Genomic DNA, 26,883 nt, shown 5'->3' on the forward strand with positions numbered 1-26,883 from the left:
AGTCGAAATAACAAACTGGATAAAACAACAATTGTCACTTCGAAGCATTGAGAAGTCCCATAACAGTGAGAACACAATATTGAGCAGCATTATGAGATTTCTCCAAAAAGTCGAAATAACAAACTGGATAAAACAACAATTGTCACTTCGAAGCATTGAGAAGTCCCATAACAGTGAGAACACAAGGTTGAGCAAGATGATGAGATTTCTCCAAAAAGTCGAAATAACAGACTGGATAAAACAACCATTGTCACTTCGAAGCATTGAGAAGTCTCATAACAGTGATAACGCAATATTGTGCAGGATGATGAGATTTCTCCTAAAAGTCGAAATAACAAACTGAACAAAACAACCATTGTCACTTCGAAGCATTGAGAAGTCTCATAACAGTGATAACACAATATTGAGGAAGATGATGAGATTTCTCCTAAAAGTCGAAATGACAAACTAGACAAAACAACAATTGTCACTTCGAAGCATTGAGAAGTCTCATAACAGTGATAACACAACATTAACCAGGATGATGAGGTTTCTCCAAAAAGTCGAAATAACAAACTGTTTAAAACAACAATTGTCACTTCGAAGCATTGAGAAGTCCTATAACAGTGAGAACACAAGGTTGAGCAAGATGATGAGATTTCTCCTAAAAGTCGAAATAACAAACTGGATAAAACAACAAATGTCACTTCGAAGCATTGAGAAGTCTCATAACAGTGATAACGCAAGGTTGAGCAAGATGATGAGATTTCTCCTAAAAGTCGAAATGACAAACTAGACAAAACAACCATTGTCACTTCGAAGCATTGAGAAGTCTCATAAAAGTGAGAACACAATATTAACCAGGATGTTGAGATTTCTCCAAAAAGTCGAAATGACAAACTAGACAAAACAACCATTGTCACTTCGAAGCATTGAGAAGTCTCACAACAGTGAGAACACAACATTAACCAGGATGTTGAGATTTCTCCTAAAAATCGAAATAACAAACTGGATAAAACAACATTTGTCACTTCGAAGCATTGAGAAGTCTCATAACAGTGATAACGCAACATTAACCAGGATGATGAAATCTCTCAAAAAAGTCGAAATGACAAACTGGATAAAAATCAGAAGGAATTATTAATAATTCTTATTTTTACCAAATGTTAAAAGTAAATAACCTGTCATTCTCATATCACAAAAACAAAACTGTTTTAAAAGATGTTCACTTCTCTTTACAACAAGGAGAACATTTATGCATCATGGGAGAAAGCGGTTGTGGTAAATCGACACTTTTAAAAGCCATTTATGGCTTAGTAGATTTAAATGAAGGAACTCTTTTTTGGAAAGATGAACAAATTTTTGGCCCTAAAAAACACTTGGTTCCAGGTTTCGAAAATTTTAAATATGTAGCCCAAGATTTTGACTTAATGCCTTATATTTCTGTAGCGGAAAATATTAAAAAATTTCTTTCACGTTTTTATCCAGAAGAAAGTGAAATTCGCACACAAGAATTGCTAGAAGTAATACAAATGACTGCTTTTGCAAACACAAAAGTAAAAAATTTAAGTGGCGGACAACAACAACGTGTTGCCATTGCTAGAGCTTTGGCAAAAGAACCAGAAGTACTATTGCTAGATGAGCCCTTTGGACAAATAGACAATTTTAAAAAAAATTCTTTAAGAAGAAATTTATTTCTTTATTTAAAAGAAAAAAACATTGGGTGTATTGTGGCAACACATGATAAAAATGATGCGCTTTCTTTTGCAGACACATTAATTGTTATTAAAGATCACAAAATAATTGCAAACAATTCGCCATTTGAAATTTACAACAATCCTACTCAAAAATACATTGCCGCTTTATTTGATGATGTTAACGAAATTACCATTGCAGGTAAAACGGTTTTAGTATATCCGCATCAAATAAAAATTGTAAAAAAATCTGCCATTAAGGCAACTGTATTAAACACCTATTTTAAAGGATCTTATTGGTTACTAGAACTTGATTTAAATGGACAACCAATTTATTTAAATCATGCTACTGAATTAGAAAAAGGAAAGAAAATTCAGCTTCATTTTCAATATTAAAACAGGCTTTTCCCTGTAGTTTTTTTGATTCAAAAAAACTAACTTTGCTAACGTGTTTGTGTATGAAAAGTTGCATTGTTAATGAACTAAAGTGCGTAAATAAAACACAAACTAAAAAGGTTTGCGAGGATTTTCGCAAGTAGGCGAGTACTAGCAATTTTTTTACACGTTATTGTAAACTCGTACTTTATATCAGACTTCGATTGAAATATTTACTTTTCCGCCAAGTCCTTTTTCTACGATGTCAAATAAGGTTTTTAAAGTCAGATTACTGCCATTATTTTCCACACGAGAAATGTAAGTCCGTTTTTTGTCAATTAATTCGCCAAGTTGTTCTTGAGTCAGATTTTTTTCCTCACGCGCATTTCGTAAAAGCAAACCGATTTTAAACGATTCAAAATCTCTGTCAAGTTCGTCTCTGCGTTCAGTTCCTTTTTTTCCGTAAACTGTGTCTTTTATGTCTTTCCAACTTTTAGTTTCCATTACCTTTGTTTTTTTCTTCGTAATACTCTTTCATTAATCGGACAGCTTTGTCAATTTCTTTTTTCGGTGTTTTCTGCGTCTTTTTAGTAAATCCGTTCAAGAGTATAACTAATTTACCTTTATCGAAGAAGCAAAAAACTCGCCAAATATTCGAACCTAATTTAATTCGAGCCTCAAATAATCCTTTGTGAGTTTTCATTGGTGCCAAATATGTTTTCGGCACATGCTGATAAGTTTCGATTATTTCAATGACCTTAAATATTTTGTCCTGAACCTTTTTCGGTTGAGCAAGTAGAAACTCCTCGAAATAATTTTTGTATTGAATTACTTGCCTAACTTTTTCCATTTCGACAAAGGTAACTTAAAAGTTACTATTTTCAAAATTTCAGAGTTTGAATTTTAAGTTCCGAGCGTTTTTGGGTATGTCTTACAACTACTGATATAAAACATTGAAACGATTTTATATTAGCGTTAAAGTTAGCAAATTTTCAAAATAGACATCTCATTTCCGTTAAAAACAATCCTGTCATTTTCTTTCTTACCCAACAACAATTTTCCAATAGGCGAAGCAATTGAAATTGCAAAATAATGTTCATTTTCAACAGAAATCTGTCCGGCACTTATCGATAAAAAATACCTTGCTTTTTCTGTAAAAACAATGCTTCCTAAATGTGCTACTTTCGAGTTTTTATCAAACTTTATTTTTTCTAAAACCGTTTTCATTTCTGAAATTCCGGTTAATTGCTGACTTGCCTTTTCCATTTCTAACTGCAACATTGCTCTGCCTGTTTCATGTTTATCTCCAGCAGAACTTTTAGTTTCTGATTGCAATCCTTTTTGGTTGTCTGCAATAATATCTTCAATGGTCTGTAAACGACTATTTACATAACTTTTACAAAGATTTAATAATTCTTCTTTTAAATTCATATTATTTTAAAATTGCAAAACCGCCATAATTTCCATGATGTGATGTGGAAAAAGAAGCGTCTATTTTTTCATCATTTATGCACGCAAACGGTACACCACAAGCATTTTTTTTAATTGATGTTGCTCCTGTAAAATAAGTCAACAATTGAGCATTTATTATTTTGGTTTGAGAAGATTTTAAATCAATAAAAAAAAGTTTTGAAACCATTTCTAAATTATTTTCAACAGTTGCAACAGAATGTATGTAATTATCTGATATTAAAGTTTTTATATAATAAATTTTATCACCTATAATTACTTGTCCTTCTGAAAAAGAAATTACTTTACAACTAAATTTTTTTGGTGCAAAAAAACGTTTTTGAAATTCTTGTACATAACATTTATATGCCGCTTCTTTCATACTCCAAAACAACCAAACCTGTAAAAATGGATTTGTAGCTTTATAAATTTCTTGTTGTTCTTTTTCTGTAAATTGTTTTTCTAAAAAACCTTTTCGTTGCCAATTGCTTTGGGTTTTAGCCAACTGCAAATCAACAATATCATTGCCTATCATTTTAATGTTGAAAGTTTGGTTTCAATAATTTCAATTGCTGCTTTTACAGTAAGCATTTTCTCCATAGAATCATTATCTATTTCAATCTTAAATTCATCTTCTACATCTAAAATTATATCTACTAAATTGGCAGAATTTATGTGCAAATCATTGATGAAATCTGTGTCTTCTGTTAAATTTTTAAACCCTTCTTCATTTTGAACATAAGGTTTTACAATGATTTTTAATTTTTCTATAAATTGTTCTTTCGTCATTTTTTTTGTTTTACGTCTTATGTATCTTCATTTAAAGACACGTTTTATAACACCTTGTTTTTAAATTGACTTTTATTAGAAAATACCAAAACACTATTTTTCCGAAGCAAAAATCAACCTAAAAAACCAATTAACAAATACATAACAGTGGTAATAACACCGCCAATAATAGCATAAGGTAATTGTGTTTTTACATGATCTATATGATCACTAGCAGAAGCCATGGAAGAAATAATAGAAGTATCTGAAATTGGAGAGCAATGGTCTCCAAAAATTCCACCACCTAAAGTAGCAGCCACCACCATTGTTAATTCTGCACCATGAATATTTGCCATTGGTATAGAAATTGCCAACATAATTGCAAAAGTTCCCCAAGAAGTTCCGGTAGAAAATGCAATAAACGAACTTATTATAAAGACAACCGCTGGCAATAATTCTGGAGACAGCCATTCTTTGGTAACATTGGCAACATAAACACCCGTTTCTAATTCTTTACAAGCGTTACCAATTGCAAATGCTAGCAACATTAACAAAGCCAAAGGCATTAATTCGCTAATTCCTTTTAACGTTAGATTCACAGCTTCTTTAGGCTTTAAAATTCCTTGAATAAAATACATGAACATTGCCACTAAAATTGCTGTAATTACAGCGTATAAAACTGATGATGAACCAGAACCTTTTCCTATTGCTTCTGCAGCGTGTTCTAAAAATGACGTTGAGTTTTCAACAGAGTTCCACCCAGTATAAATGAGATTTATAGGCATCATAAAAACCATAACCAAAAGCGGAACAATCATATTATACGCTCTTGCCGGAATTCCTTCTTTTGGCGGAAAAGAAGTAATTTCATCAGAAACCATTGGTTTAGAACCTTTATTCATCAACAACCCCGTTTCTTTGGTTCTTTTTTCCGCTTTTTTCATCGGTCCAAAATCTTTCTTTGTTAAAATAACAATGAAAACAATTGCAATGGCTATTAATGGATAGAAATTGTATTTAATGGAAGCAATCATCACAGAAAATGGATTTTCTATTCCTTGTGTTAATAAAAGCCCCATTATAAAAGCTCCCCAAGCATTAAAAGGAATTATTATGGACGATGGAGCAGAGCTAGAATCTGCAATATATGCTAGTTTTTCACGCGGAATATTTAGTTTATCAAAAATGGGTCTGTATAAAGTACCCACCGTTAAAGAACTAATACTGGTTTCTACAAACAATAATAAACCTGTAACTGTGGCTAAAATTTGCACCACTACCCTACTAAATCCCGCTTTTTTATTTTCAAGTTTTACCAATCTTCTATTAATAATATTGATAAACCCTTCTACACCTCTAGAGTATTGAATAAAAATTAACAATGCACCCACCAAAGCACTAAACATAATGGTTCTTGTACTTCCTTTATCGGTAAAGACATCTACCATACCTTCTACCATTGCAATGGTACCATCTAACGGATTCCAACCTTTAATAATTAACCAAGAAAACCAGATTCCGAACAGCAATGCAATATAAACCTGCTTAGTTCTTAACGCTAAAATGATGGCCACAATTGGTGGTATTACTGATAAAAAACCGTATTCCATAGAAAATAAATTTATTTTGGCTAAAGGTACTTAAATATTGATATAATTTTTACCTCATATTTTGTAAATTGCTATTTTTTAAAAAAGAAAACTTACATGTCAAAATTTTATACAAAACTCACCCCAAGACTTCAAAAATTTATTGCAGCACAAAAAATGTTTTTTGTTGCTACCGCACCAAATTCTGGACGTATAAATTTATCTCCAAAAGGGATGGATTCTTTTAGAGTTGTTGATGAAAACCGTGTATTATGGTTAAATGTTACAGGAAGCGGCAATGAAACTGCGGCACATTTACTAGAAAATAAGCGAATTACAATCATGTTTTGCTCTTTTGAAAAAGCACCAAATATTTTACGTTTGTACGGTAAAGGAACAGAAATTAAACCCAATGATGCTCAATGGACCGATTTAATATCCCTGTTTCCAGAAACTCCTGGCGCTCGTCAAATTTTTGATATTTCTATTGATTCTGCTCAAACCTCTTGCGGCATGTCTATTCCTTTTTATGAATATAAAGGAGAAAGAGATGCTTTAAATGAATGGGCAAGTGAACAAGGTAAAGAAGGCATTAAAAACTATTGGGAAGACAAAAATCAAACCAGTATAGATGGCTTGCCAACAGGTATTCTTTAAAATTAAGCAGAACGTTTCTAAAACTAGAATCCATTCAGCACAAGAACTTCTTTCTACTTTTTATCCTTGAACTAGAAAATAAAGACCTATCTTATTTAAAACCAATAAGGCTAGTCAAAATACTTTCTTTATAATCAAAAAAATACCACATAAATTTAGAAAATATTGCTTGTGCAACGTATTACTAAATCTATGTGGTACAATTATAGATGCTGTTAAGAAACTTTTTTCAATTTACAAAGTATGAATCTGACAGCACTTTATGTATGTAACAATTTTTATTACTTACCAGAATAAACAGTACAATACCGTTAATAAAATACAAATAGCTATAGAACCCATATTAAACAAAGGTGTTGTTTTAAACAAGTCTTTACTAAAAGTAATTCCTTTAGGATCATCTTTACCATTATTTTGCAGATGACTTAACACCATAATTATAATAATTGTTAATACAGTTGTAATTCCCATTTGATGCATCCAAGGCTCAAATACTGCAATTGGAATAAATTTTAACGCCAATGCAATTGGAATTGATAAAACGGCTCCCCAAATAGCTGCATTGTTTGTTGTTTTTTTCCAGAATAAACCTAATAAGAAAACACCTAAAATACCCGGACTTACAATACCTGTATATTCTTGTATAAATTGAAATGCTTGATCAATTCCTCCTAATAAAGGAGCTACAATAACCGCAATTATTAAAGCTACAGCTGCAGAAATTCTACCCATATTTACGGTAGCTTTATCATCTGCATTTTTGTTGATGTACTGCTTGTAAATATCCATAGTAAAAATGGTTGATGTTGAATTTAACATAGAAGCCAAAGAAGAAACAATGGCAGCAGCTAATGCAGCAAAAGCAACACCTTTAAGACCTGTTGGTAAAAATTGTAACAACCAAGGATACGCTTTATCTGCTTGTTCTGCAGACGGTACATTTAACATTCCTACTTCACCTAAGTTTGCCATAATAGAAGGATCATTTACCATTACATAAGCAGCAATTCCTGGTATTACAACTATTAAAGGAATTATTAACTTTAAAAAAGCCGCTAATAAAATACCCTTTTGAGATTCTTTTAAAGATTTAGCAGCCAAGGTTCTTTGAATAATATATTGGTTAAATCCCCAGTAATATAAATTTGCTACCCACAAACCACCAACCAGTACCCAAATTCCAGGTAAGTTTACGTAGTTATCATTAGATTCTTCTAAAATCATGTGAAATTTTTCTGGAGCTGCTTCCCAAACTTTAGAAAAACCTGCTAACATTCCTTCTCCTCCAGAAACGGTATTTAATGCCAAGTAAGTGGTTACTAAACCACCAAAAACTAAAAAGACAACTTGTATAACATCTGTCCACGCTACCGCAGATAAACCACCATATAATGAATAGGCTGCTGCAAAAAGTGCAAGACCAATAATAGCATACATCATATCTACACCCATAATGGTTTCAATAGCTAAACCACCTAAATAGAGTACAGAAGCAAGGTTTACAAAGACGTACAAGCCTAACCAAAATACTGCTAAAATTGTTTTAAGATTGGTAGAGAATCGTTTTTCTACAAACTCTGGAATCGTATATAATCCTTTTTCTATAAAAATAGGTAAAAAGTATTTACCCACTATAATTAAAGTTAAAGCGGCCATCCATTCATAAGATGCTATTGCAATACCTAGTGCAAAACCAGAACCAGACATTCCTATAAATTGTTCTGCAGAAATATTTGCGGCAATTAAAGAAGTTCCAATTGCCCACCAAGGCAATGATTTACTTGCTAAGAAGTAATCTTCCGCATTTTTTTGATGTCCCTTTTTATCTCGAGAAACCCATAATCCTACACCTAAAATTAAAATAGCGTAAGCAATAAAGACTACATAGTCCCACATTTCAAATCCTGCTTTCATTATTGTTTGTTTTTGTTTAGTTAATTATTTTGAGCCAAATATATGTATAAAAATTCAAAAAATGTATCTCTAAAGCCTAATAAATGTGCTTCTTAGTACATTTTTATCAAACCAGTAGGGTGAGGTAGGTTTTATTACAAATTTTTACATATATTTGTATTCAATTATGATAAAAATTAAAAATAAAATAGGGATTCCGAAATACAAACAAATTATTAATGCTGTAGAAAATGCTATTTCTAAGGGTTTGTTAAAAAAAGGAGATCAATTACCTTCCATCAATACTATTAAAACAAAAAACAAACTTTCTAGGGATACCGTTTTAACCGCTTTTAATGATTTAAAAAACAGAGGAATTATACAATCTATTGTTGGAAAAGGTTATTATGTAGCAAGTGAAAATATTTATGTAGAACAAAAAATATTTTTACTTTTTGATGAATTAAATTCGTTTAAAGAAGACTTATACAATTCTTTTTTAGAGAATTTAAACCCAAACATACAGGTAGACATCTTTTTTCATCACTTTAATGAAACTATTTTTAAAAAGTTGATAAGAGACAACACTGGAGATTATAATTATTATGTTATAATGCCTGCAAATTTTAAAAACACCCTTGATACAATTCAGCTTTTACCAGAAGAAAAAGTATATATATTAGATCATGTGCATGATGATTTAACGAACTACCCATCAATTTATCAAAACTTTGAAAAAGCGATGTATCATAATTTACTGAAAGCATCTGCATATATTGAAAAATATACTAAAATAAACCTAATTGTTTCAATTCAAAAACAACCCGAAGGCAGCTTAAAAGGATTTAAAACCTATTGCGAGCAAAAGTCAATCCCTTTCGAAATCATTTTTAATCAATTAAAAGAAGCACCTCTAAAAAAAGGAGAACTTTACATTTTATTTGATGATAAAAGCTTGCTTAGAGTTATTAAAAAAATGAAGAGTCAACAATTTGTTTTAGCAAAAGATATTGGTGTAATATCTTACAACGACACCTTACTTAAAGAAATAGTAGAAGGTGGTATTACAACCATCTCTACAGATTTTAATGAAATGGGAAAAAGGTTGGCAGAAATGATTTTAAACAAAGAACAAGTAAAAATAGAAAACCCAAGTAATTTAATTATTAGAAACTCAATATAACAAAACAGTGTATACAATAAACCACCACTTAGAAACTAATATTTTAGAAGTAAAAAATGCTGAAAACACTGTTTTTGGTAAAATTTATCTAAACCAAGGAGCTAGTTTGCAAGAATTAACTTTAGAAGGAAAAGCTGTAATTCAAGATTTACATCCGCTAACCTATGATTCTACGTATGCTTCTTCTATTTTATTTCCGTTTGCAAACAGAATTAAAGATGGTAGATATTCTTTTAATGATACTATGTATCAATTAGAAACCAATCAAAAAGAAGAACAGAATGCATTGCATGGTTTTGTGTACAATAAAACATTTAAAATACTAGCACAAGAAACAACTTCAGAAAGTGCTAAAATAACTTTAGAATATATAGAAAAGGCCAAAACAATCGGTTTTCCCTACACTTACGCAATACTAGTAACTTATATTTTTACAAATAACACCGTAAGTTTAGCTATTAATGTTAAAAATACCGATGCAAAAGTTTTTCCATTTACATTAGGCTGGCACCCTTATTTTATAAGTGATAACTTATCTAAAAGTTCACTAAATTTTGATTGTAATAAAAAACTAATTATTGGTGATAGAAATATAACTACCGGAATAGAAGAGGTAAAATCTGTGATTAATTTAGACATCGAAAAAAAACAGCTAGATGATTGTTGGGAATTAAGTAATGATAAAGTAGTATTTAACACACCAACGTATCAATTACATTTTGAATCTTCTTGTCAAGAAAATTTTTTACAAGCATATACACCACCAAGATTAAATACAATAGCAATAGAACCAACAACAGGAGTTTCTAATAGTTTTAATAATAAAATAGGATTACAAACTTTAAAACCTAATGAAGAACATTCTATTATCTGGAAAATAACAATTAACTAATCATTAACTAAGCAATTATGAGTGCAACATTAATTAAGGATGTAAAAGAAACATTCATCAAAGAATTTAAAACAACACCTTTACTAATATTTTCTCCAGGAAGAATTAATATTATTGGAGAACATACAGATTATAACGGAGGTTTTGTATTTCCTGCAGCAGTAAACAAAGGTATTGCAGCAGCTATTCAAAAAAGTGATACTGGTAAATGTACAGCCATAGCTTTAGATTTAGACAGCACAATAGAATTTGAATTAGACAAACTAAAACCCTCTAAAGAAGGTAGTTGGGAAAATTATGTTTTTGGCGTTGTTGCAGAAATTCAGAATAGAAATAAAATTATAGGCGATTTTAACATCATTTTTAAAGGAAATATTCCTGGAGGCGCAGGAATGTCTTCTTCAGCAGCGTTAGAAAATAGTGTAGTTTTTGGTTTAAATGAATTGTTTGAATTGGGATTAACCAAAACAGAAATGATTTTAATTTCTCAAAAAGCAGAACATAATTACGTAGGCGTTAATTGCGGAATTATGGATCAATATGCCAGCATGTTTGGTATTAAAGACAATGCATTGCTTTTAGATTGCAGAACTATTGAAGCAAAACCATATAAAATAGATTTTAAAGACCATCAATTAATGCTGATAAACACTAATGTAAAACATAGTTTATCTGATAGTGCATATAATGATAGACGCTCTGCCTGTGAAAGCATTGCAAAATTATTGGGAGTAGAAACTTTAAGAGATGCTAATGAAAAAGATTTGGAAAAAATTATAGATAAAGTTACTCCAGAAAATTACCAAAAAGCATTGTACGTAATTCAAGAAATAGAAAGAACTCAAAAAGCAGCAAAAGCCATAGAAGAAAATGATCTAGAAACCTTAGGTGCTTTAATTTATGCTTCTCACAACGGATTGCAAAACCAATACAAAGTAAGTTGCGATGAATTAGATTTTTTAGTAAGTCAAGCTAAGAAAAACAAACACGTTTTAGGCGCAAGAATGATGGGTGGTGGTTTTGGTGGTTGCACCATAAATTTAATTGCAAATAAAGAAGCAAAGGCTTTTGCAGAATCTGCATCCAAAGCTTATAAAACAAAATTTAATAATGAATGTTCTGTTTATTTTATAGAACTTTCAGACGGAACACATATCATAAACTAACTACAATATCCATAAAATGAAAAATACAGATTTACAAGATTACTCACATAAAAGATTTAACATCTTAACGGGTGAATGGGTTTTAGTTTCTCCTCACAGAGCAAAAAGACCTTGGCAAGGGCAAAATGAAGAAATTTCTAATGAAGTGAGACCATCTCATGATCCTAGTTGTTATTTATGTGCTGGCAACACAAGAATTAATGGAGAAATAAATCCTAAATATGAAGATGTTTTTGTTTTTACAAACGATTTTGCAGCTTTACAAAACGACTCTCCAACATTTAATGTAAACGACGGACTTTTAAAAGCACAAAGCGAAACTGGTATTTGTAAGGTAATTTGTTTTAGCCCAGATCATTCTAAAAGTTTGGCAGACATGAGTCCGGTTGATATAGACAAAGTAATAAAAGTTTGGCAAAAAGAGTATACAACATTAGGCGCATTAGAAAACGTAAATAATGTACAAATATTTGAGAATAAAGGCGCTGTTATGGGCTGTAGCAATCCACATCCACACGGACAAATCTGGAGTCAATCTACATTACCAAATGAAGTAGAGAAAAAAGACAATAACCAAAAAGCTTATTTCGATAAAAATAACGCAAGTCTTTTAGGCGATTATTTAACGCAAGAATTAGCTGCTAAAGAAAGAATTATTTTCCAAAATGATGATTTTGTGGTGTTAACACCATTTTGGGCAGTTTGGCCTTTTGAAGTAATGATTGCTCCTAAAAAACAATTTAAAGACATTACAGATCTTTCTGATTCTGAAAGCCTTGCTTTTGCAGAAGCAATATCTGTTTTAACCAAAGTTTATGACAAGTTGTTTCAGACTTCTTTTCCATATTCTTCTGGAATTCATCAAGCGCCAACAAATGGCGAAGACAATAAACATTGGCATTTTCACATGAGTTTTTATCCGCCTTTATTAAGAAGTGCTACTGTTAAAAAATTCATGGTTGGTTATGAAATGTTTGGTACACCACAAAGAGATATTACTGCAGAACAAGCTGCCACAAGATTAAGAGATTTAATATAAATACAACAAGGTTATTTCCCTATATATAACCTTACTACAATACCTCTAAAATTTTTAAAATTTTGGAGGTATTTTTATACAAAAAAAAGAGTTTCAACAACTTGTTAAAACTCTTTTCTACCTTGGTTAGTTAACTTTTTATTAGTCTACTAAAGGTGGTATTCTTAAAACCTGACCAGGATAAATTTTATCTGGATGTGACAACATAGGTTTGTTTGCCTCAAAAATTACAGGATACTTCATTGCATTACCATAGTATGTTTTTGCAATTTTACCTAAAGTATCTCCACTTTCTACCGTATGAAATTGCGCCAAAGCAGCCTCTTCAATAACTTCTACTTCTGCAACTGTTAAATTATCTTCTACAGAAGCAACACCGTTTGTATTTCCAGCAACTAAAACTACTTTTTCTTTGGTTGCTAAATCTGCAGCTTCACCCCATAGTTTTACAACATCATCATTTACTTCTATAGATAAGTCTGCTACTTCTAATCCTAAAGAAGTAATAGCCTCTCTTAATTTTGAAGATTTTTCTGCGCTTTCTTCCTCAGTTGTTTTTCCGATACCAAATACTTTAGCACCCGCATTTTTAATAAATGAAAAAATTCCCATTATTTTACTTTTTTTTTAATTAATAATTTGATTTTTGTGTGTTGCTAATATACAAATTTTAAACAATTCAATTACATTTGTAACTATATCTTATTAAAAATGATAGTACACCACATTTCAGAAAAAAACTCTATTCTTAATAAATTTATTGCCGAAATTAGAGACGTAAACATTCAAAAAGATTCACTTCGTTTTAGACGAAACATAGAACGAATTGGTGAAATTTTAAGCTATGAAATCAGCAAAGAGCTCTCCTATTCTGTTAAAAATATTACAACACCTTTGGGCAATAAAAGTATAGATTTACCAAAAAATGAGATTGTTCTTTGTTCTATTTTACGTGCAGGTTTGCCGTTACACCAAGGCTTATTAAATTATTTTGACAATGCAGAAAATGCTTTTATTTCCGCATACCGTCATCATCCAAAAAATAATGAAGAATTTGAAATTGTTGTAGAGTATTTTGCATCACCCTCTATAGAAAATAAAACCTTGTTATTGGCAGATCCTATGTTGGCAACTGGGCAAAGTTTAGTAGCGGTTTATGAAGCTATTAAAAAGTACGGAACCCCTAAAGAGTTGCATATTGTAGCTGTAATAGGCGCAAAAGAAGGAATTGAATTTATAAAAAATCATTTTCCAAAAGACACTCATTTATGGATTGCTACTATTGATGATACTTTAAATGAGTACGGATACATAGTTCCTGGTTTGGGAGATGCCGGAGATTTGGCTTTTGGTCCTAAATTATAATAAAAACTGACACAACAATATTGCTACTAAAAAAGTAATTAAGATGAGGTTTTTTATCAAACTACTTTTCACAAGTTCTAATCCGTTTGCCATAATTACGGAAGCTGGAAATATTAAAAAAAGTACTTCTGATGAATTTTTTTGAGCCATAAAAACCACATAAAAAATGGCAATTATAAAATTAATTATTAAAATAATCCAGTTTCTTTTAAATGAGTTATTTACAGAAAATGCTTTTGGAGATTTTGCTATAATAGCCACCAAAGAAAGACCAACAACAGCCACAAAAAACCAAATAGTACTATTTTCTAATGTGCTTAAAGAGCTATTTATGCCATTAAAACTAAAAAGTTGTGTAAAAAACTCCGTTTTATCATACCAAAAACAATAGGTAAAATAAATAATTAAAGGTGCAACAAAACCAATAATTGGCGCTAATAACACACTAATTATTGTTTTTCTTTGAAAGTAAATAGCAGCATACAATAGGAACATAAACACGCCTGTAAAAGGTTCTATTACAAAGGAAACACCTAGCCAAAAACCACTGTCAAATACCTTTTGTAATACATTTTTTTTAGACTTTAAACTATATATTTTACGCAAGTAAAAAAAATGTAAAACCATCAACACCAACTCCTTATAACCAATTAACGTAGGCAATAAAAAAATTGTTAAAAGCAGATAAAAGTAAAATGCATATAGGTTATCAAACGTTAGTCTGTTTTTAGAAACAATAAAATTATATAGAAAAAACAGCACTATAAAAAGCACTAATAGTACAACACTTTTAAATAAATTATTTGGGTCAAAAGCTTCTAAAAAAAAGGATGCATATACTGCAAAAGAAAAGAAGCAAAAGAAAAAACAAAAAAGTATTATAAAAATGATGGGCTTAGATTTCCCTAAAAAATTGGCTAGCATTGTTTCTTTTATTATTTTTGCAAAGTAAAGATACTTAAGTTATGATAGCAAGCAATATTTTTAGATGGATTGGTACATTATTTACCGATTTTTTATTTATCCCTTTCGATTGGTTTAGAAAAGGAGATTTTAATTGGTGGTCTGCAAATACCGTAAACTGGATTTTTATGGTGGTTTTATTGGTTTTGTTTGCTTATTGGATGAAAGAATCTTCTCGTTTTCTAAAAGACGGAACAGAAGATAGAGGTTAATTTTCACTTTTGGGAAGCAAAAACAAACTTAAACGTTTCAAGGAAAATGAAACGTTTACTAATGTTATTCAGCCCACTAGAGAAGAAGTTGTTACCAACTTTTCTTTAAAAGGCAAATGGCATACTTTTTTTAAAAACAACAATCCTATTGTTGTTGAGTTAGGCTGTGGTAAAGGAGAATACACCATAGCATTGGCAAGAAAAAATCCGGAGAAAAACTTTATTGGTATCGATATTAAAGGCGCGCGTTTTTGGCGTGGAGCAAAAACTGCAATTGAAGAAAACTTAGAAAATGTAGCTTTTGTAAGAACGCAAATAGAGTTGGTTGATTTTATTTTTGCCCAAAATGAAGTTTCTGAAATTTGGATTACATTCCCAGATCCACAAATAAAATTTCAGCGCACAAAACATAGAATGACAAATGCTAACTTTCTTAAAAAATACCATCATATTTTAAACGAAGAAGGAATTATGAATCTAAAAACCGATAGCGAATTTATGCACGGTTATACCTTAGGTTTATTGCATGGCGAAGGTCATGAAATTTTATACGCAAACCATACCGTGTATAAAAACGAAGGCGCTCCAAAAGAAGTTACTGAAACACAAACTTTTTATGAAAATCAATATTTAGAAGTAGGAAAACCAATTACTTTTATTCGATTTAGATTAAACTATTAGTTTTCAATTCAGAAAATTTCTGCATTCTATTTTCTTATAATATTCCTATCTTCACACAGTGAAAGACTCTGACAACTTTTTTGAAAAAGTGTACAAAGTAGCTCGTTTAATTCCTTACGGAAAAGTAACAAGTTATGGCGCAATTGCAACCTATTTAGGTGCAGCAAAATCTGCAAGAATGGTAGGTTGGGCAATGAATAAAGCCCATAATTTAGAAGACATTCCTGCTCATAGAGTGGTAAACAGAAAAGGTTTATTAACCGGTAAACATCATTTTGATGGTACCAATTTAATGCAACAATTATTAGAAAATGAAGGCATTGTTGTTATAGAAAACCAAATTCAAGAATTTGAAAACGTTTTTTGGAATCCTTTAGATGAATTATCATAAAGAATTAATTCTTACAAGAAAAATTCTGAAACACCCATATTACAAGAGCTTTACAAGATAGAAAACTAAAAATCTTCCGTTACTTTTTCTAATAAATTAATTTGATTTTGGGTTTCTTTTATGAACACATATAAATCTTCATACACCCATTTTCCGTTTGTTTTTATTCCTCTCACCACAATAGAGCCTACTCCTTTTGTTCCTTTTATTGCGATGGAAAAATCTATATCTCCATCATCATTATTCAAAGAAATATTTCCAGACGGGATTCCGTATTTTTCCAAATCATTACCCAAAGCTTCTTGAACTTCTAAATTACTAAAAGCAAGTTCTGTAGCATATTTAATTGGTGTAGCTTCATTAAATGCTTGTGAAATACCAAAAAATGCTGCACCTATTCCAAAAATAAATAGTAAAATAATTACAACGCAGCCGCAACCACAGCCACCAACAGGAACAGCCCACATCCAATTTCTTTGAAACCAACTTTTTTGTTTTATTTCTTCCATTTATCTATTTTTTGACAAGGTACTGGTTTTTATTTTTTTATAAATTTAAACATTTTAAATAAACATTAAATCTTTTAGAAATCTAAAGGGTCTCAATTAGAAAAAGTATCTTTGTATGCTACATAATACGCTGTTAAATAAATAGATTATATATCCAAAAATTATCTGATGCTGCATAAAACTCAGCATAATAAAAAATGAAACATCCTATTTCCATAACATCCATAGCATCTATTTCTGCTTTAGGTAATAATCCAACAGAAATTTGGCAAAATTATTTATTAGACAAGCATTTTCTTTCTGAAAAAGACACAAACGGACAACCTGTTTTTGTTGGTCAATTATCCAAAGAAAGCCAGCAAAAAATAACCGAATTAAAAAGTTCAGATGTAAAGTACAGAAGTTTAGATGATTCTGTTTTGTTTGCCATCTATGTTGCTAGAGAAGCCGTAAAAAATGCCAATTGGATTTCAGAAAAGCCGTTAACCAATACCCAAAAAAAAGATTTTGGGGTTAATTTTGGCTCTTCTAGAGGTGCAACATCACTTTTTGAGAAATATCATAAAGAATTTTTAGACACAAAAAAATCATCAACGTTAAGTTCGCCAACCACCACTTTGGGGAATATTTCTTCTTGGGTTGCACATGATTTACAAACTTCTGGTCCAGAAATATCACATTCCATTACCTGTTCTACAGCCTTACATTCTTTGTTAAATGGCGTTGCTTGGATAAACTCCGGAATGTCTGATACCTTTTTAGTTGGCGGAAGCGAAGCTGCTTTAACAGATTTTACCATTGCGCAAATGCAAGCTTTAAAAGTATATGCCAAACATAAAGTTGATATAAATGCAGAAAGTGATTCTAAGTTTGTAGAAAAATACCCTTGTAGATCTTTTGATTTAAACAAGAGAAAAAATACAATGGTTTTGGGTGAAGGAGCCGCTGCAATTTGTTTAGAAAAAGGAAGTGTAAAAAATGCGTTGGCCACAATTTCTGGTGTTGGTTTTGCCACCGAAGTTTTAAAACACAATACTTCTATTTCTGCGGATGCAACTTGTTTTCAAAAATCGATAAAAATGGCTTTAGGAGAAACAAACCCAAATGAAGTTGATGTAATTGTTATGCATGCTCCTGGTACTATAAAAGGAGATTCTTCAGAAATGAATGCAATATCAAAAGTATTTTGTAACAAATTACCTTTCTTAACTACTAATAAGTGGAAACTGGGACATACTTTTGGGGCTTCAGGAATGTTAAGTCTAGAATTGGCATTGCTTATCTTACAACACCAAAAGGTTATTGCTGTTCCGTTTGCAGAGCCACAAAATCATCCAAAGGAAATAAAAAAAATATTAGTAAACGCCGTTGGTTTTGGTGGAAATGCAGTTTCTGTTTTATTGACAAAATAAGTGCTCATATTCTGTCTAAAATCTTTATATTTATTCACTTAAAATTGCATTGTTATGATAGAATGGTTTCAAGAGTTAACGTCTTTTCAAAAGACCTATTGGATAATTACAGGAATTTCTACGCTTCTTTTTATTATTGTTTTAATCAGCACTTTTGTAGGTGCAGATACCGATGATATTGGCGATGTAGATGCAGAAATAGATGCTGACACAGGTGCCGGATTTCAGTTTTTTACACTAAAAAATTTAGTGGCTTTCTTTACCATTTTTGGCTGGAGCGGAATTGCAAGTATAGATGCTGGAAACTCTAAACCGGTAACCGTAATTATTTCGTTTTTTTGTGGTTTGGTAATGATGTTTATTATGGCAGCAATGTTTTATTACATTAGTAAATTAACTTCTAGCGGGACTTTAAAAATGAAAAATGCCATAAATGCTATTGGTGAAGTGTATTTAACTGTTGGTGCCAGAAGATCTAAAATAGGAAAAGTACAAATAAAAGTGCAAGGTGCTTTAAGAGAATTAGAAGCTCTAACAGACTATGATGAAGACCTAAAACAAGGAAATGTAATAAAAGTGATTGAAGTAACAAACAACGGAATATTAATAATAGAACCTCAAAAATAAAAAAAATGCTAAGTTTAATGATTTTACAAAGTAACCCTTTTGCGGGTTTAATAGGAATAGGAATTGCAATTCTATTCATTTTTATGTTAATAGTAGCCATGATAAAGCGCTACAAAAGGTGTCCTTCAGACAGAATTTTGGTAGTGTATGGTAAAGTGGGTGGAGGAGAATCTGCCAAGTGTATTCATGGTGGTGCTGCATTTATTTTTCCTGTAATTCAAGATTATCAATTTTTAGATTTAACACCAATTTCTATTGAAGTAAATCTAGTAAACGCACTTTCTAAGCAAAATATTCGTGTAAATGTACCAAGTAGGTTTACAATAGGTGTTTCTACAGAACCAGGAATTATGCAAAATGCAGCAGAAAGATTATTAGGTTTAGATCAAGATAGCATTCAAGATTTAGCCCAGGAAATTATTTTTGGACAATTGCGTTTGGTGGTTGCATCTATGGATATTGAAGAAATTAACAATGACCGTGATAAATTTTTAACCAATATTTCGCAAAGTGTAGAAACAGAGTTAAAGAAGGTAGGTTTAAAGTTAATCAACGTAAATATTACAGATATTGTTGATGAATCTGGTTATATAGAAGCTTTGGGTAAAGAAGCAGCGGCACACGCAATTAATGCGGCACGTAAATCTGTGGCAGAAAAAACAAGAGATGGTTCAATTGGTGTAGCAGATGCTGTACAAGATGAAAGAATAAAAGTTTCTCAGTTACAAGCAATGGCAAAAATTGGAGAAGCCAAAGCGGCTCAAAATGAAAGAACATTGGTTGCGGCTTCTATGGCAGAAGCAAAAATTGGAGAAGCAAATGCAAATCAGAATGAAAGAGTGCAAACTGCAAATGCTATTGCATTGGCAAAAATTGGAGAAGCAGATGCTTTAAAAGCAGAAAGAATAAAAACTTCAGAAGCAAATGCACATGCAATTACAGGAGAGAATACGGCTAAAATTTCTATTGCAGAATCAGATGCATTAAGAAGAGAAAGAGAAGCAGAAGCAGAAAAAAGAGCAATAACAACGGAAAAGGTACAAGCGGCAAAAGCATTAGAAGCGGCGTATGCAGCAGAACAGGAAGCAGAAAATGCACGTGCATCAAGAGATAAAGCTACAAAATATGCAGATGTTGTTATTCCGGCAGAAATAGCAAAAGCCAAAGTAGAAATTGATGCAGAAGCCCAAGCAGAAAATATTAGAAGAATTGCAAAAGGAGATGCCGATGCTATTTTCTTAAAGGCAGAAGCAGAAGCAAATGGGTTGTATGAAGTTTTAACAAAACAAGCAGCAGGTTTTGATCAAATTGTAAAAGCCGCGGGTAACAATTCTCAAAATGCAGCATTATTATTAATTGCCGATAAGTTACCAGAATTGGTAAAAACACAAGCAGAAGCAATTAAAAATATTAAAATTGATAAAGTTACTGTTTGGGAAAATGGTGGCGGAAAAGACGGAAAATCATCAACATCTAACTTTATCTCTGGTATGTATAATTCTGTACCACCATTACAAGAAATGTTTAACATGGCAGGCATGCAATTGCCAGATTATTTAAAAGGAAAAGAATTGCCTGTTGAAACCATAGAAGATGTTAAAAATATAACAGAAAAAGGTACAGAAGATAGTAAATAAGTCTAGCCCTGATTGAAGTGGCATCCTTTTTTTATTTTTCTTAAAAAAAGATATAACGGAAAGCAGGAAATAGCTTCTAAAAATAAATAAAAAACCAATTAGTTTCGTTATTTTTGAGGTATCAAATAACTTTTATTATGAGTGAGGTAAGACACAATTGGACGAAAGAAGAAATATTAGAAATCTACAATAAACCCTTAATGGAATTGTTGTATGACGCAGCAACTATTCATAGAAAACAGCACGACCCAAATGTTGTGCAAGTATCTACTTTATTATCTATAAAAACGGGTGGATGTTCTGAAGATTGTGGCTATTGTCCGCAAGCAGCGCGTTATCATACAGATATAGAAGGAAACGATTTAATGTCTGTAAATCAAGTAAAAGCACAGGCTTTAAGGGCTAAAGAAAGCGGAAGCTCTAGAGTTTGTATGGGAGCAGCTTGGAGAAACGTAAAAGACGGACCAGAATTTGATGAAGTTCTAGAAATGGTTAGAGGAATTAATAAACTAGACATGGAAGTTTGTTGCACCTTAGGAATGGTTACAGAAAACCAAGCAAAGCGTTTGGCAGAAGCTGGTTTGTATGCCTATAATCATAATTTAGATTCTTCTGAAGAGTATTATAAAGAGGTAATTTCTACACGTGGTTATCAAGATAGATTAGATACTATTGAGAATGTACGTAAAACAAATGTTACTGTTTGTTCTGGTGGAATTATTGGAATGGGAGAATCTGCAGAAGATAGAGCGGGAATGTTGGTTGCTTTATCAACTTTAAATCCGCAACCAGAATCTACACCAATAAATGCGCTAGTTGCTGTTGAAGGGACTCCGTTAGAAGATGAAAAACCAGTTGAAATTTGGGACATGATAAGAATGGTAGCAACCACTAGAATTGTTATGCCAGAAACACAAGTGCGTTTATCTGCCGGAAGAACTCAAATGAGTAGAGAAGGACAAGCAATGTGTTTCTTTGCTGGAGCAAATTCTATTTTTGCAGGCGATAAATTATTGACAACTCCAAATCCGGATGTTGATGAAGACATGAAAATGTTTAAATTATTAGGTTTGAACACACAAAAACCTTTTACTAAAAAAGTACAACCACATACGGTAGAAGCTAGTGATTCTCAATACCAAGCTTTAGGAGAGAAACCAAAATGGACAAGACCAGAGCATAAAATTGATAGAAACGAAGCGGCAAAACAAAAAGGGAAAGCTATAAAAGTGTAGTTTTACTTAAAATATTTATTTAAAAAACATCACCTAAAAAAAAGGTGATGTTTTTTTTAGTCAATAATACACTATTACATAACTGAATTACAACTACTTACATTTAAGTGAGATTTATTTTTAATATAAAAAGCATACAGAATTCTTTATCATTAAATTAATATTATTATTAATTTTTTAGATCAGTAATACGCTAATAATTTCTACATTTGACAAAACTAAACCTCCTCCACAAATGAAAGCTTGCCCAAAATGTAAATCTGAGTCTAGACATCGAATGAAAAGACTTGGTCTTGTAAAAATTATTCCAGGAACCAAATCATACGCTTGCGATAAATGTAACGCTCATTATACTTGGTTTTCTTTTATTAATAGAACTTTTAAAGTTTAAAAAAGATAATCACTTCAGATTATATGCTAACTAGAAGATATGCACAAAAAATCTGAAACTCTTTTAGTATAAATACCATATAAATCCGATAAAAGAGCATAGAATTACCTGGTCCATTTTTAATACATTACATGCATATTAAAATTGTAATGTGTATGAAAGCTTGCCCTACTTGTAAATCTACATCTAAACAAAGAATGAAAAGAAAAGCTATTATTAAATTAATACCTGGCACAAAATCATATTCTTGTGACAGATGTAACACAAATTATACTTGGTTTTCTTTTATCAATAGTTCTTTTAAAATTTAAAAAAGACACTTACTTTTAAAAAAAGTAAGTGTCTTTTTAATAAAATGTGCGTTATCTTATGTAGACGTTGCACAAAAAAATGGATTATTATTCTACATCTAATATTACGTCTACTCTATCTACAACATCTTGCAAGTGATAACGTGTAATAGTGTTTGATATTCTAGCGGCTGCTTTTTTAGCATCACGTTGTATGCGTTTTAATTCTCCTCTGGCTACAGATTTTATATCAGATTGATTTACTGTAATACCACTTCTTTTTACATAACCGCTATTTACGCCTTTTTGGTCTTTTGCTTTGTTTAACAAATAGTCTAACCTATCTAAATGCACTCTTTGTAAGTTTCTTCTATACGTACCTATAGCACTATTATTATAGATTTCTGACCAAACACCTTTGCGTACATCACTCATCATGTCAATTAAAGAATAGGCTTCTTTATTATTTATGGTTTCATTCTCAATCATTCTAGCCATTCTTCCAGCATCTAAAATATTGTTAAGTGTTCTTGCTTGTAAACCACGAATGCGTTCTACAGATCCCGAAAATTCTATTTTTTCGAAAATCTTTTTATCTAACAACCAGTTGGGTGTTTTAAATAATTCTTCAATTACAAATTTAAGTGCTTCTTTTTGGGTAGCTTTATCTACATGCGTATAAACAGGACCTTGTTGATCAGATGTTTTATAATTTTCATAGACACCACCAACATTAGCAGAAACGTGTCCCATATATCTATTAAACTGACTTAATATTTGACCATACATGGTTGCTAACTCATCATAATTTTCACCTTTTTCTGAAGTCCATTCTTCTAATCTTGGTAAAATTCTTTGTAGGTTTTTAATTCCGTAAGCAGATGCTTTCATTGCATTATCACCTAAATCTTCTGTTTGAGAGCTTGGGTCTACAACACCACTAGCTTGTTGATGTCCGAAGCGATACATTAAATCACCTGCATGTTTTAAAATCCAAGAATCTAAAATTGGTTTTTCATCTTTAGCATCTGTGTCTAAAATTGGTTTATATCCCCAAGAAATTGCATATTTATCATAAACTCCAATATTTGGCATTAATGCAACTCCTTTATCTTCTGGCTGTGCAATATAATTAAAACGAGCATAATCCATAATAGAAGGAGCTGTTCCGTATTTTTTTGTAAAGGATGCAGAACGTAAAGAATCTACAGGATAGGCAGTAGAACTTCCCATATTATGAGGCAAACCTAAAGTGTGACCTAACTCATGAGAAGACACAAACTTAATTAACTCACCCATTGTTTCTGTTTTAAAATTGTTTCCTCTAGCATCAGAATTAATTGCTGCAGTTTGAATAAAAAACCAATTGTGTAACAAACTCATTACATTGTGATACCAATTAATGTCTGATTCTAAAATTTCTCCAGAACGAGGGTCACTAACGTGAGGACCGTTTGCATTTGGTATTGGAGAAGCTAAGTAACGTACCACAGAATAACGAACATCTTCTGGACTGTAATCTGGGTCTTCTTCTTTAGTAGGTGCTCTTTTTGCAATAATTGCATTTTTAAATCCGGCTGCTTCAAAAGCAACTTGCCAATCATTTACACCTTGTATAATATAAGGCACCCATTCTTCTGGAGTTGCTCTATCTACGTAGTACACAATTTGTTTTTTAGGTTCTACTAATTCTCCCCTTTTAAATTTTTCAATATCTTCATCTTTTACCTCTAAACGATACCTGTCTAAATAGGTAACCGACTTACTTTTTTGAGCATCTAAACCGTAATCTGTTTGACTACGAGTAAACCACCCAACGCGTTCATCAAAATACCTGCGTTTCATTGGTATTTTTGGCAGTAAAACCATAGAATTACTCATTTCTAAGGTTATAGAACCTAGGCTAGCATTAGAAGGTGCATTGCTTGCAGCATACGTTTTTACATGACGAATTTCTATATTCTGTGGATAACTGCTTATTCTATCTATATAAGAACGGTCTTTATCCATTCTGGTAACTTTATACCTTTTTCTATAAAATTCTGGAAATCCTAATGGTTTTATATCTGTAGAAAACAACTCTGTTGCATCTATTACTGTTGCTGTAGAATCTTTACTAAATGCCTTTATTGGAAAGGAAAATAAAATAGGTTCTAAATTTGAATTAACAACCGCCTCATGAACAGGTAATATAGTATCTGCAACTACGCTATGAGATACAATACGCAATAAAATATTTTTATGTTTTTTTTCCCAGCGCAAAACTTGAGTATTTGTTTTTCCGCCACCAAAACCAATACCATTTGCGGTTTTAGCAATTCTTGTTACCATTAATAATTCTCTTGTTAACAAAGAATCTGGAATTTCAAATAAATAAGAGTTGTCTTTTTTATGTACTTTAAACAACCCATCATCTGTAGTATGGTCTTTGGTAACCACTTTTGCGTAGGGCTGAATTTCTCCTTTTTTGGGAGTTGTTTTGGCTGGTGTTTCTGTTTTTTTCTTTTTCTTTTTCCAGAATTGTGCGTCTGCATCAAGAGAAAATCCTAAAATAAAAGTAATTAAGAAAAGTTGTGAAAGTAGTTTTTTTATAGTCATAAAAATTTGATTTGAATAATTTTTAAATTTACGCAAACCTTTACTAGTCAATCCTTAAAAAACTGTTAAAGAGAGTGTGTAATTCTACCCTATATTTAACAAAAAATTCCTTCAAAAAACAAGGTTTTTGAAGGAATTTAATACACTAAAATAGTATATTTTAAAGCTTAAATGCCTCTTTAACAACAGCTACATAATCTAACTTCTCCCAAGTAAACGTTTCTACTTCTTCAGAAACAGTTTCTCCCATTGGGTTTGTAAATGTTACGGTCTTTACTTCTGGCGTTCTACCCATGTGACCATAAGCAGCAGTTTCAGAATAAATAGGCGTTCTTAATTTTAAACGTTTTTCAATAAAATACGGTCTCATATCAAAAATACCTTCTACTTTCTTACTAATTTCTCCGTCTGTTAAATTTACCGTAGCAGTACCATAAGTATCTACATTTATACTTGTTGGTTTTGCAACACCAATTGCGTAAGAAACTTGCACTAAAACTTCTTTACACAAACCTGCTGCAACTAAATTTTTAGCAATATGTCTTGTTGCATAAGCGCCAGATCTATCAACTTTACTTGGGTCTTTTCCAGAAAAAGCACCACCACCGTGAGCTCCTTTTCCTCCATAAGTATCTACAATAATTTTTCTTCCTGTTAAACCAGTATCTCCATGAGGACCTCCAATTACAAAGATTCCTGTTGGATTAATGTGATAGGTAATATTATCTGTAAATAATTTTTGAATTTGAGCTGGTAATTTTGCAACTACTCTTGGAATTAAAATTTCTACAATATCTTTTTTAATTTTTGTTAACATTACTTCTTCAGAAGCATCAAAATCATCATGTTGTGTAGAAATTACAATAGCATCAATTCTTTGTGGCACATTGTCATCAGAATACTCAATAGTTACTTGAGATTTAGCATCCGGACGCAAATAAGTAATATCACTATTTTCTCTTCGTAATGCTGCTAATTCTATCAACAATCTGTGCGATAATTCTAATGCCAATGGCATGTAGTTTTCAGTTTCATCCGTTGCATAACCAAACATCATTCCTTGGTCTCCTGCACCTTGTTCTTCTGGTACAACTCTATCTACACCTTGATTAATATCTGGAGATTGTTCATGAATTGCAGACAAAACGCCACAAGAATTTCCATCAAACATATATTCTCCTTTTGTATAACCAATTTTGTTAATTACATCTCTAGCAATTTTTTGAACGTCTAAATATGTGTTCGATTTTACTTCTCCTGCCAAAAATACTTGGCCAGTAGTAACCAAGGTTTCACAAGCTACTTTGCTTGTTTTGTCAAATGCTAAAAAATTATCAATTAAAGCATCAGAAATTTGATCTGCAACCTTGTCTGGGTGTCCTTCAGAAACACTTTCTGAGGTAAATAAATATGACATAATAAATCTTCTTTTATAATATTAAAAATGATTCCTTTATCAAAAGCATAAAGGTTTCCTTAAAATTTGTCGTTCCTGTGAAAATAGGAATCAAGAAAAATGAAAAGAGATTGCAAGAGTCGCTGAAAGTAGTAGAAAATTACTGCTTTAGCATTTTTTTATTCTAAACTTGTTTCAAAATCTTAAAATAGAAATTTATTTTCAAGTTAGGTACTGAAATACATTCAGTACAAGAGGTTGCAATCAGTTCAAATTTTTCCTCTAAAATTCTTTGCAAAGTTACATCTTAAATTCTAATAACATAACTTTTCGTCATAATATTTTATTTTGGTATCATCAGTAAAAGTAAAATTGCAGTTTGTAGATTACATAAAATTGATAAAAAAAAAGGTTTTTAATATGATATTATTATTTAAATAAAAATAAATTGATTTTTTCTTGGATATTAAATTTTTCTAAACATATATTTGC

General features: G+C 31.4%; 26 protein-coding genes. 14 read left to right on the plus strand and 12 right to left on the minus strand.

Translation table 11 applies throughout. The annotated features are described in order from the left end of the window. Positions 1 to 1,142: 1,142 nt before the first annotated feature. Entirely contained in the window at positions 1,143 to 2,069 is a 927-nt protein-coding gene (locus ACSHW5_RS12825) for an ABC transporter ATP-binding protein (protein WP_435676540.1), read from the plus strand. A gap of 192 nt (positions 2,070 to 2,261) precedes the next feature. Here the strand turns inward: ACSHW5_RS12825 and ACSHW5_RS12830 are convergent, their stop codons facing one another. The 6 genes from ACSHW5_RS12830 to ACSHW5_RS12855 all read right to left on the minus strand — a co-directional run bounded on the left by ACSHW5_RS12830 (position 2,262) and on the right by ACSHW5_RS12855 (position 5,875). Continuing rightward, positions 2,262 to 2,552 (minus strand): helix-turn-helix domain-containing protein, encoded by a 291-nt coding sequence (locus ACSHW5_RS12830; RefSeq protein WP_042247315.1) that lies wholly within the window; start codon positions 2,550 to 2,552, stop codon positions 2,262 to 2,264. Beyond that, positions 2,542 to 2,898, minus strand: coding sequence for a type II toxin-antitoxin system RelE/ParE family toxin (locus ACSHW5_RS12835; RefSeq protein ID WP_042247318.1), 357 nt, complete (start codon positions 2,896 to 2,898; stop codon positions 2,542 to 2,544). Before ACSHW5_RS12835 ends, ACSHW5_RS12830 begins: the two co-directional genes overlap by 11 nt. A 131-nt stretch (positions 2,899 to 3,029) precedes the next feature. Further along, positions 3,030 to 3,479 (minus strand): 3-oxoacyl-ACP synthase, encoded by a 450-nt coding sequence (locus ACSHW5_RS12840; protein ID WP_435676541.1) that lies wholly within the window; start codon positions 3,477 to 3,479, stop codon positions 3,030 to 3,032. Between the two features lies 1 nt (position 3,480). Further along, complete coding sequence (locus ACSHW5_RS12845) at positions 3,481 to 4,032, minus strand: 4'-phosphopantetheinyl transferase family protein (RefSeq protein ID WP_435676542.1); 552 nt, start codon at positions 4,030 to 4,032, stop codon at positions 3,481 to 3,483. Beyond that, complete coding sequence (locus tag ACSHW5_RS12850) at positions 4,029 to 4,286, minus strand: acyl carrier protein (protein ID WP_435676543.1); 258 nt, start codon at positions 4,284 to 4,286, stop codon at positions 4,029 to 4,031. The genes ACSHW5_RS12845 and ACSHW5_RS12850 overlap by 4 nt, the downstream gene beginning before the upstream one ends. Before the next feature lie 113 nt (positions 4,287 to 4,399). Then, positions 4,400 to 5,875, minus strand: a complete 1,476-nt coding sequence (locus ACSHW5_RS12855; protein WP_435676544.1) for a Na+/H+ antiporter NhaC family protein — start codon at positions 5,873 to 5,875, stop codon at positions 4,400 to 4,402. Between the two features lie 96 nt (positions 5,876 to 5,971). Between ACSHW5_RS12855 and ACSHW5_RS12860 the strand changes: the two genes are divergently transcribed. Beyond that, the gene (locus ACSHW5_RS12860) at positions 5,972 to 6,511 is read left to right on the plus strand and encodes a pyridoxamine 5'-phosphate oxidase family protein (RefSeq protein ID WP_435676545.1); all 540 of its coding nucleotides are present in this window, start codon (positions 5,972 to 5,974) and stop codon (positions 6,509 to 6,511) included. A gap of 285 nt (positions 6,512 to 6,796) precedes the next feature. Here the strand turns inward: ACSHW5_RS12860 and ACSHW5_RS12865 are convergent, their stop codons facing one another. Next, on the minus strand, positions 6,797 to 8,425 hold the full coding sequence (locus ACSHW5_RS12865; protein ID WP_435676546.1) for a sodium/sugar symporter: 1,629 nt from the start codon (positions 8,423 to 8,425) through the stop codon (positions 6,797 to 6,799). Positions 8,426 to 8,591: 166 nt separating this feature from the next. Between ACSHW5_RS12865 and ACSHW5_RS12870 the strand changes: the two genes are divergently transcribed. The 4 genes from ACSHW5_RS12870 to ACSHW5_RS12885 are packed head-to-tail and all read left to right on the plus strand — an operon-like array spanning position 8,592 to position 12,684. Then, the gene (locus tag ACSHW5_RS12870) at positions 8,592 to 9,587 is read left to right on the plus strand and encodes a GntR family transcriptional regulator (protein ID WP_435676547.1); all 996 of its coding nucleotides are present in this window, start codon (positions 8,592 to 8,594) and stop codon (positions 9,585 to 9,587) included. 7 nt (positions 9,588 to 9,594) lie between these two features. Continuing rightward, entirely contained in the window at positions 9,595 to 10,479 is an 885-nt protein-coding gene (locus ACSHW5_RS12875; protein ID WP_435676548.1) for an aldose 1-epimerase, read from the plus strand. A 17-nt stretch (positions 10,480 to 10,496) separates the two neighbouring features. Continuing rightward, positions 10,497 to 11,645 carry a galactokinase gene (gene galK, locus ACSHW5_RS12880; RefSeq protein ID WP_435676549.1) on the plus strand — a complete coding sequence of 383 codons (1,149 nt, stop codon included), beginning with the start codon at positions 10,497 to 10,499 and terminating at the stop codon, positions 11,643 to 11,645. A gap of 16 nt (positions 11,646 to 11,661) precedes the next feature. Continuing rightward, positions 11,662 to 12,684, plus strand: a complete 1,023-nt coding sequence (locus ACSHW5_RS12885) for a UDP-glucose--hexose-1-phosphate uridylyltransferase (RefSeq protein WP_435676550.1) — start codon at positions 11,662 to 11,664, stop codon at positions 12,682 to 12,684. 141 nt (positions 12,685 to 12,825) lie between these two features. Here ACSHW5_RS12885 and lysM read toward each other — a convergent pair whose 3' ends face one another. Then, positions 12,826 to 13,296: a peptidoglycan-binding protein LysM gene (gene lysM / locus ACSHW5_RS12890; RefSeq protein ID WP_435676551.1), complete on the minus strand. Its 471-nt coding sequence runs from the start codon at positions 13,294 to 13,296 to the stop codon at positions 12,826 to 12,828. Between the two features lie 99 nt (positions 13,297 to 13,395). Between lysM and upp the strand changes: the two genes are divergently transcribed. After that, positions 13,396 to 14,049, plus strand: coding sequence for a uracil phosphoribosyltransferase (gene upp, locus ACSHW5_RS12895; protein WP_435676552.1), 654 nt, complete (start codon positions 13,396 to 13,398; stop codon positions 14,047 to 14,049). Here upp and ACSHW5_RS12900 read toward each other — a convergent pair. Continuing rightward, positions 14,044 to 14,973: a DUF6427 family protein gene (locus ACSHW5_RS12900; RefSeq protein ID WP_435676553.1), complete on the minus strand. Its 930-nt coding sequence runs from the start codon at positions 14,971 to 14,973 to the stop codon at positions 14,044 to 14,046. The two genes, upp and ACSHW5_RS12900, sit on opposite strands and share 6 nt — an antisense overlap. A gap of 41 nt (positions 14,974 to 15,014) precedes the next feature. Between ACSHW5_RS12900 and ACSHW5_RS12905 the strand changes: the two genes are divergently transcribed. The 3 genes from ACSHW5_RS12905 to ACSHW5_RS12915 are packed head-to-tail and all read left to right on the plus strand — an operon-like array spanning position 15,015 to position 16,296. Beyond that, on the plus strand, positions 15,015 to 15,224 hold the full coding sequence (locus ACSHW5_RS12905; RefSeq protein WP_435676554.1) for a DUF6341 family protein: 210 nt from the start codon (positions 15,015 to 15,017) through the stop codon (positions 15,222 to 15,224). Positions 15,225 to 15,233: 9 nt separating this feature from the next. Continuing rightward, positions 15,234 to 15,905, plus strand: coding sequence for a tRNA (guanosine(46)-N7)-methyltransferase TrmB (gene trmB / locus ACSHW5_RS12910; protein ID WP_435676555.1), 672 nt, complete (start codon positions 15,234 to 15,236; stop codon positions 15,903 to 15,905). 58 nt (positions 15,906 to 15,963) lie between these two features. Then, positions 15,964 to 16,296 (plus strand): MGMT family protein, encoded by a 333-nt coding sequence (locus ACSHW5_RS12915; protein ID WP_435676556.1) that lies wholly within the window; start codon positions 15,964 to 15,966, stop codon positions 16,294 to 16,296. Between the two features lie 65 nt (positions 16,297 to 16,361). Here the strand turns inward: ACSHW5_RS12915 and ACSHW5_RS12920 are convergent, their stop codons facing one another. Beyond that, positions 16,362 to 16,805, minus strand: coding sequence for a cytochrome c oxidase assembly factor Coa1 family protein (locus tag ACSHW5_RS12920; protein ID WP_435676557.1), 444 nt, complete (start codon positions 16,803 to 16,805; stop codon positions 16,362 to 16,364). Positions 16,806 to 17,002: 197 nt separating this feature from the next. On the opposite strand from ACSHW5_RS12920, the gene ACSHW5_RS12925 reads away from it, so the two are divergent. The 4 genes from ACSHW5_RS12925 to bioB all read left to right on the plus strand — a co-directional run bounded on the left by ACSHW5_RS12925 (position 17,003) and on the right by bioB (position 21,716). Further along, positions 17,003 to 18,217, plus strand: a complete 1,215-nt coding sequence (locus ACSHW5_RS12925; RefSeq protein WP_435676558.1) for a beta-ketoacyl synthase N-terminal-like domain-containing protein — start codon at positions 17,003 to 17,005, stop codon at positions 18,215 to 18,217. Between the two features lie 54 nt (positions 18,218 to 18,271). Next, entirely contained in the window at positions 18,272 to 18,844 is a 573-nt protein-coding gene (locus ACSHW5_RS12930; protein ID WP_435676559.1) for a hypothetical protein, read from the plus strand. A gap of 17 nt (positions 18,845 to 18,861) precedes the next feature. Continuing rightward, a complete protein-coding gene (locus ACSHW5_RS12935) occupies positions 18,862 to 20,481 on the plus strand; it encodes a flotillin family protein (protein WP_435676560.1) in 1,620 nt (539 codons plus the stop codon). Between the two features lie 137 nt (positions 20,482 to 20,618). After that, positions 20,619 to 21,716, plus strand: coding sequence for a biotin synthase BioB (gene bioB, locus ACSHW5_RS12940; protein WP_435676561.1), 1,098 nt, complete (start codon positions 20,619 to 20,621; stop codon positions 21,714 to 21,716). A gap of 789 nt (positions 21,717 to 22,505) precedes the next feature. Here the strand turns inward: bioB and ACSHW5_RS12945 are convergent. Beyond that, positions 22,506 to 24,995 (minus strand): zinc-dependent metalloprotease, encoded by a 2,490-nt coding sequence (locus ACSHW5_RS12945; RefSeq protein WP_435676562.1) that lies wholly within the window; start codon positions 24,993 to 24,995, stop codon positions 22,506 to 22,508. A 160-nt stretch (positions 24,996 to 25,155) separates the two neighbouring features. Further along, positions 25,156 to 26,412: a methionine adenosyltransferase gene (metK, locus tag ACSHW5_RS12950; RefSeq protein ID WP_435676563.1), complete on the minus strand. Its 1,257-nt coding sequence runs from the start codon at positions 26,410 to 26,412 to the stop codon at positions 25,156 to 25,158. Positions 26,413 to 26,883 lie beyond the last annotated feature (471 nt).

The organism is Polaribacter sp. (assembly GCF_051251875.1).
Lineage (GTDB): Bacteria > Bacteroidota > Bacteroidia > Flavobacteriales > Flavobacteriaceae > Polaribacter.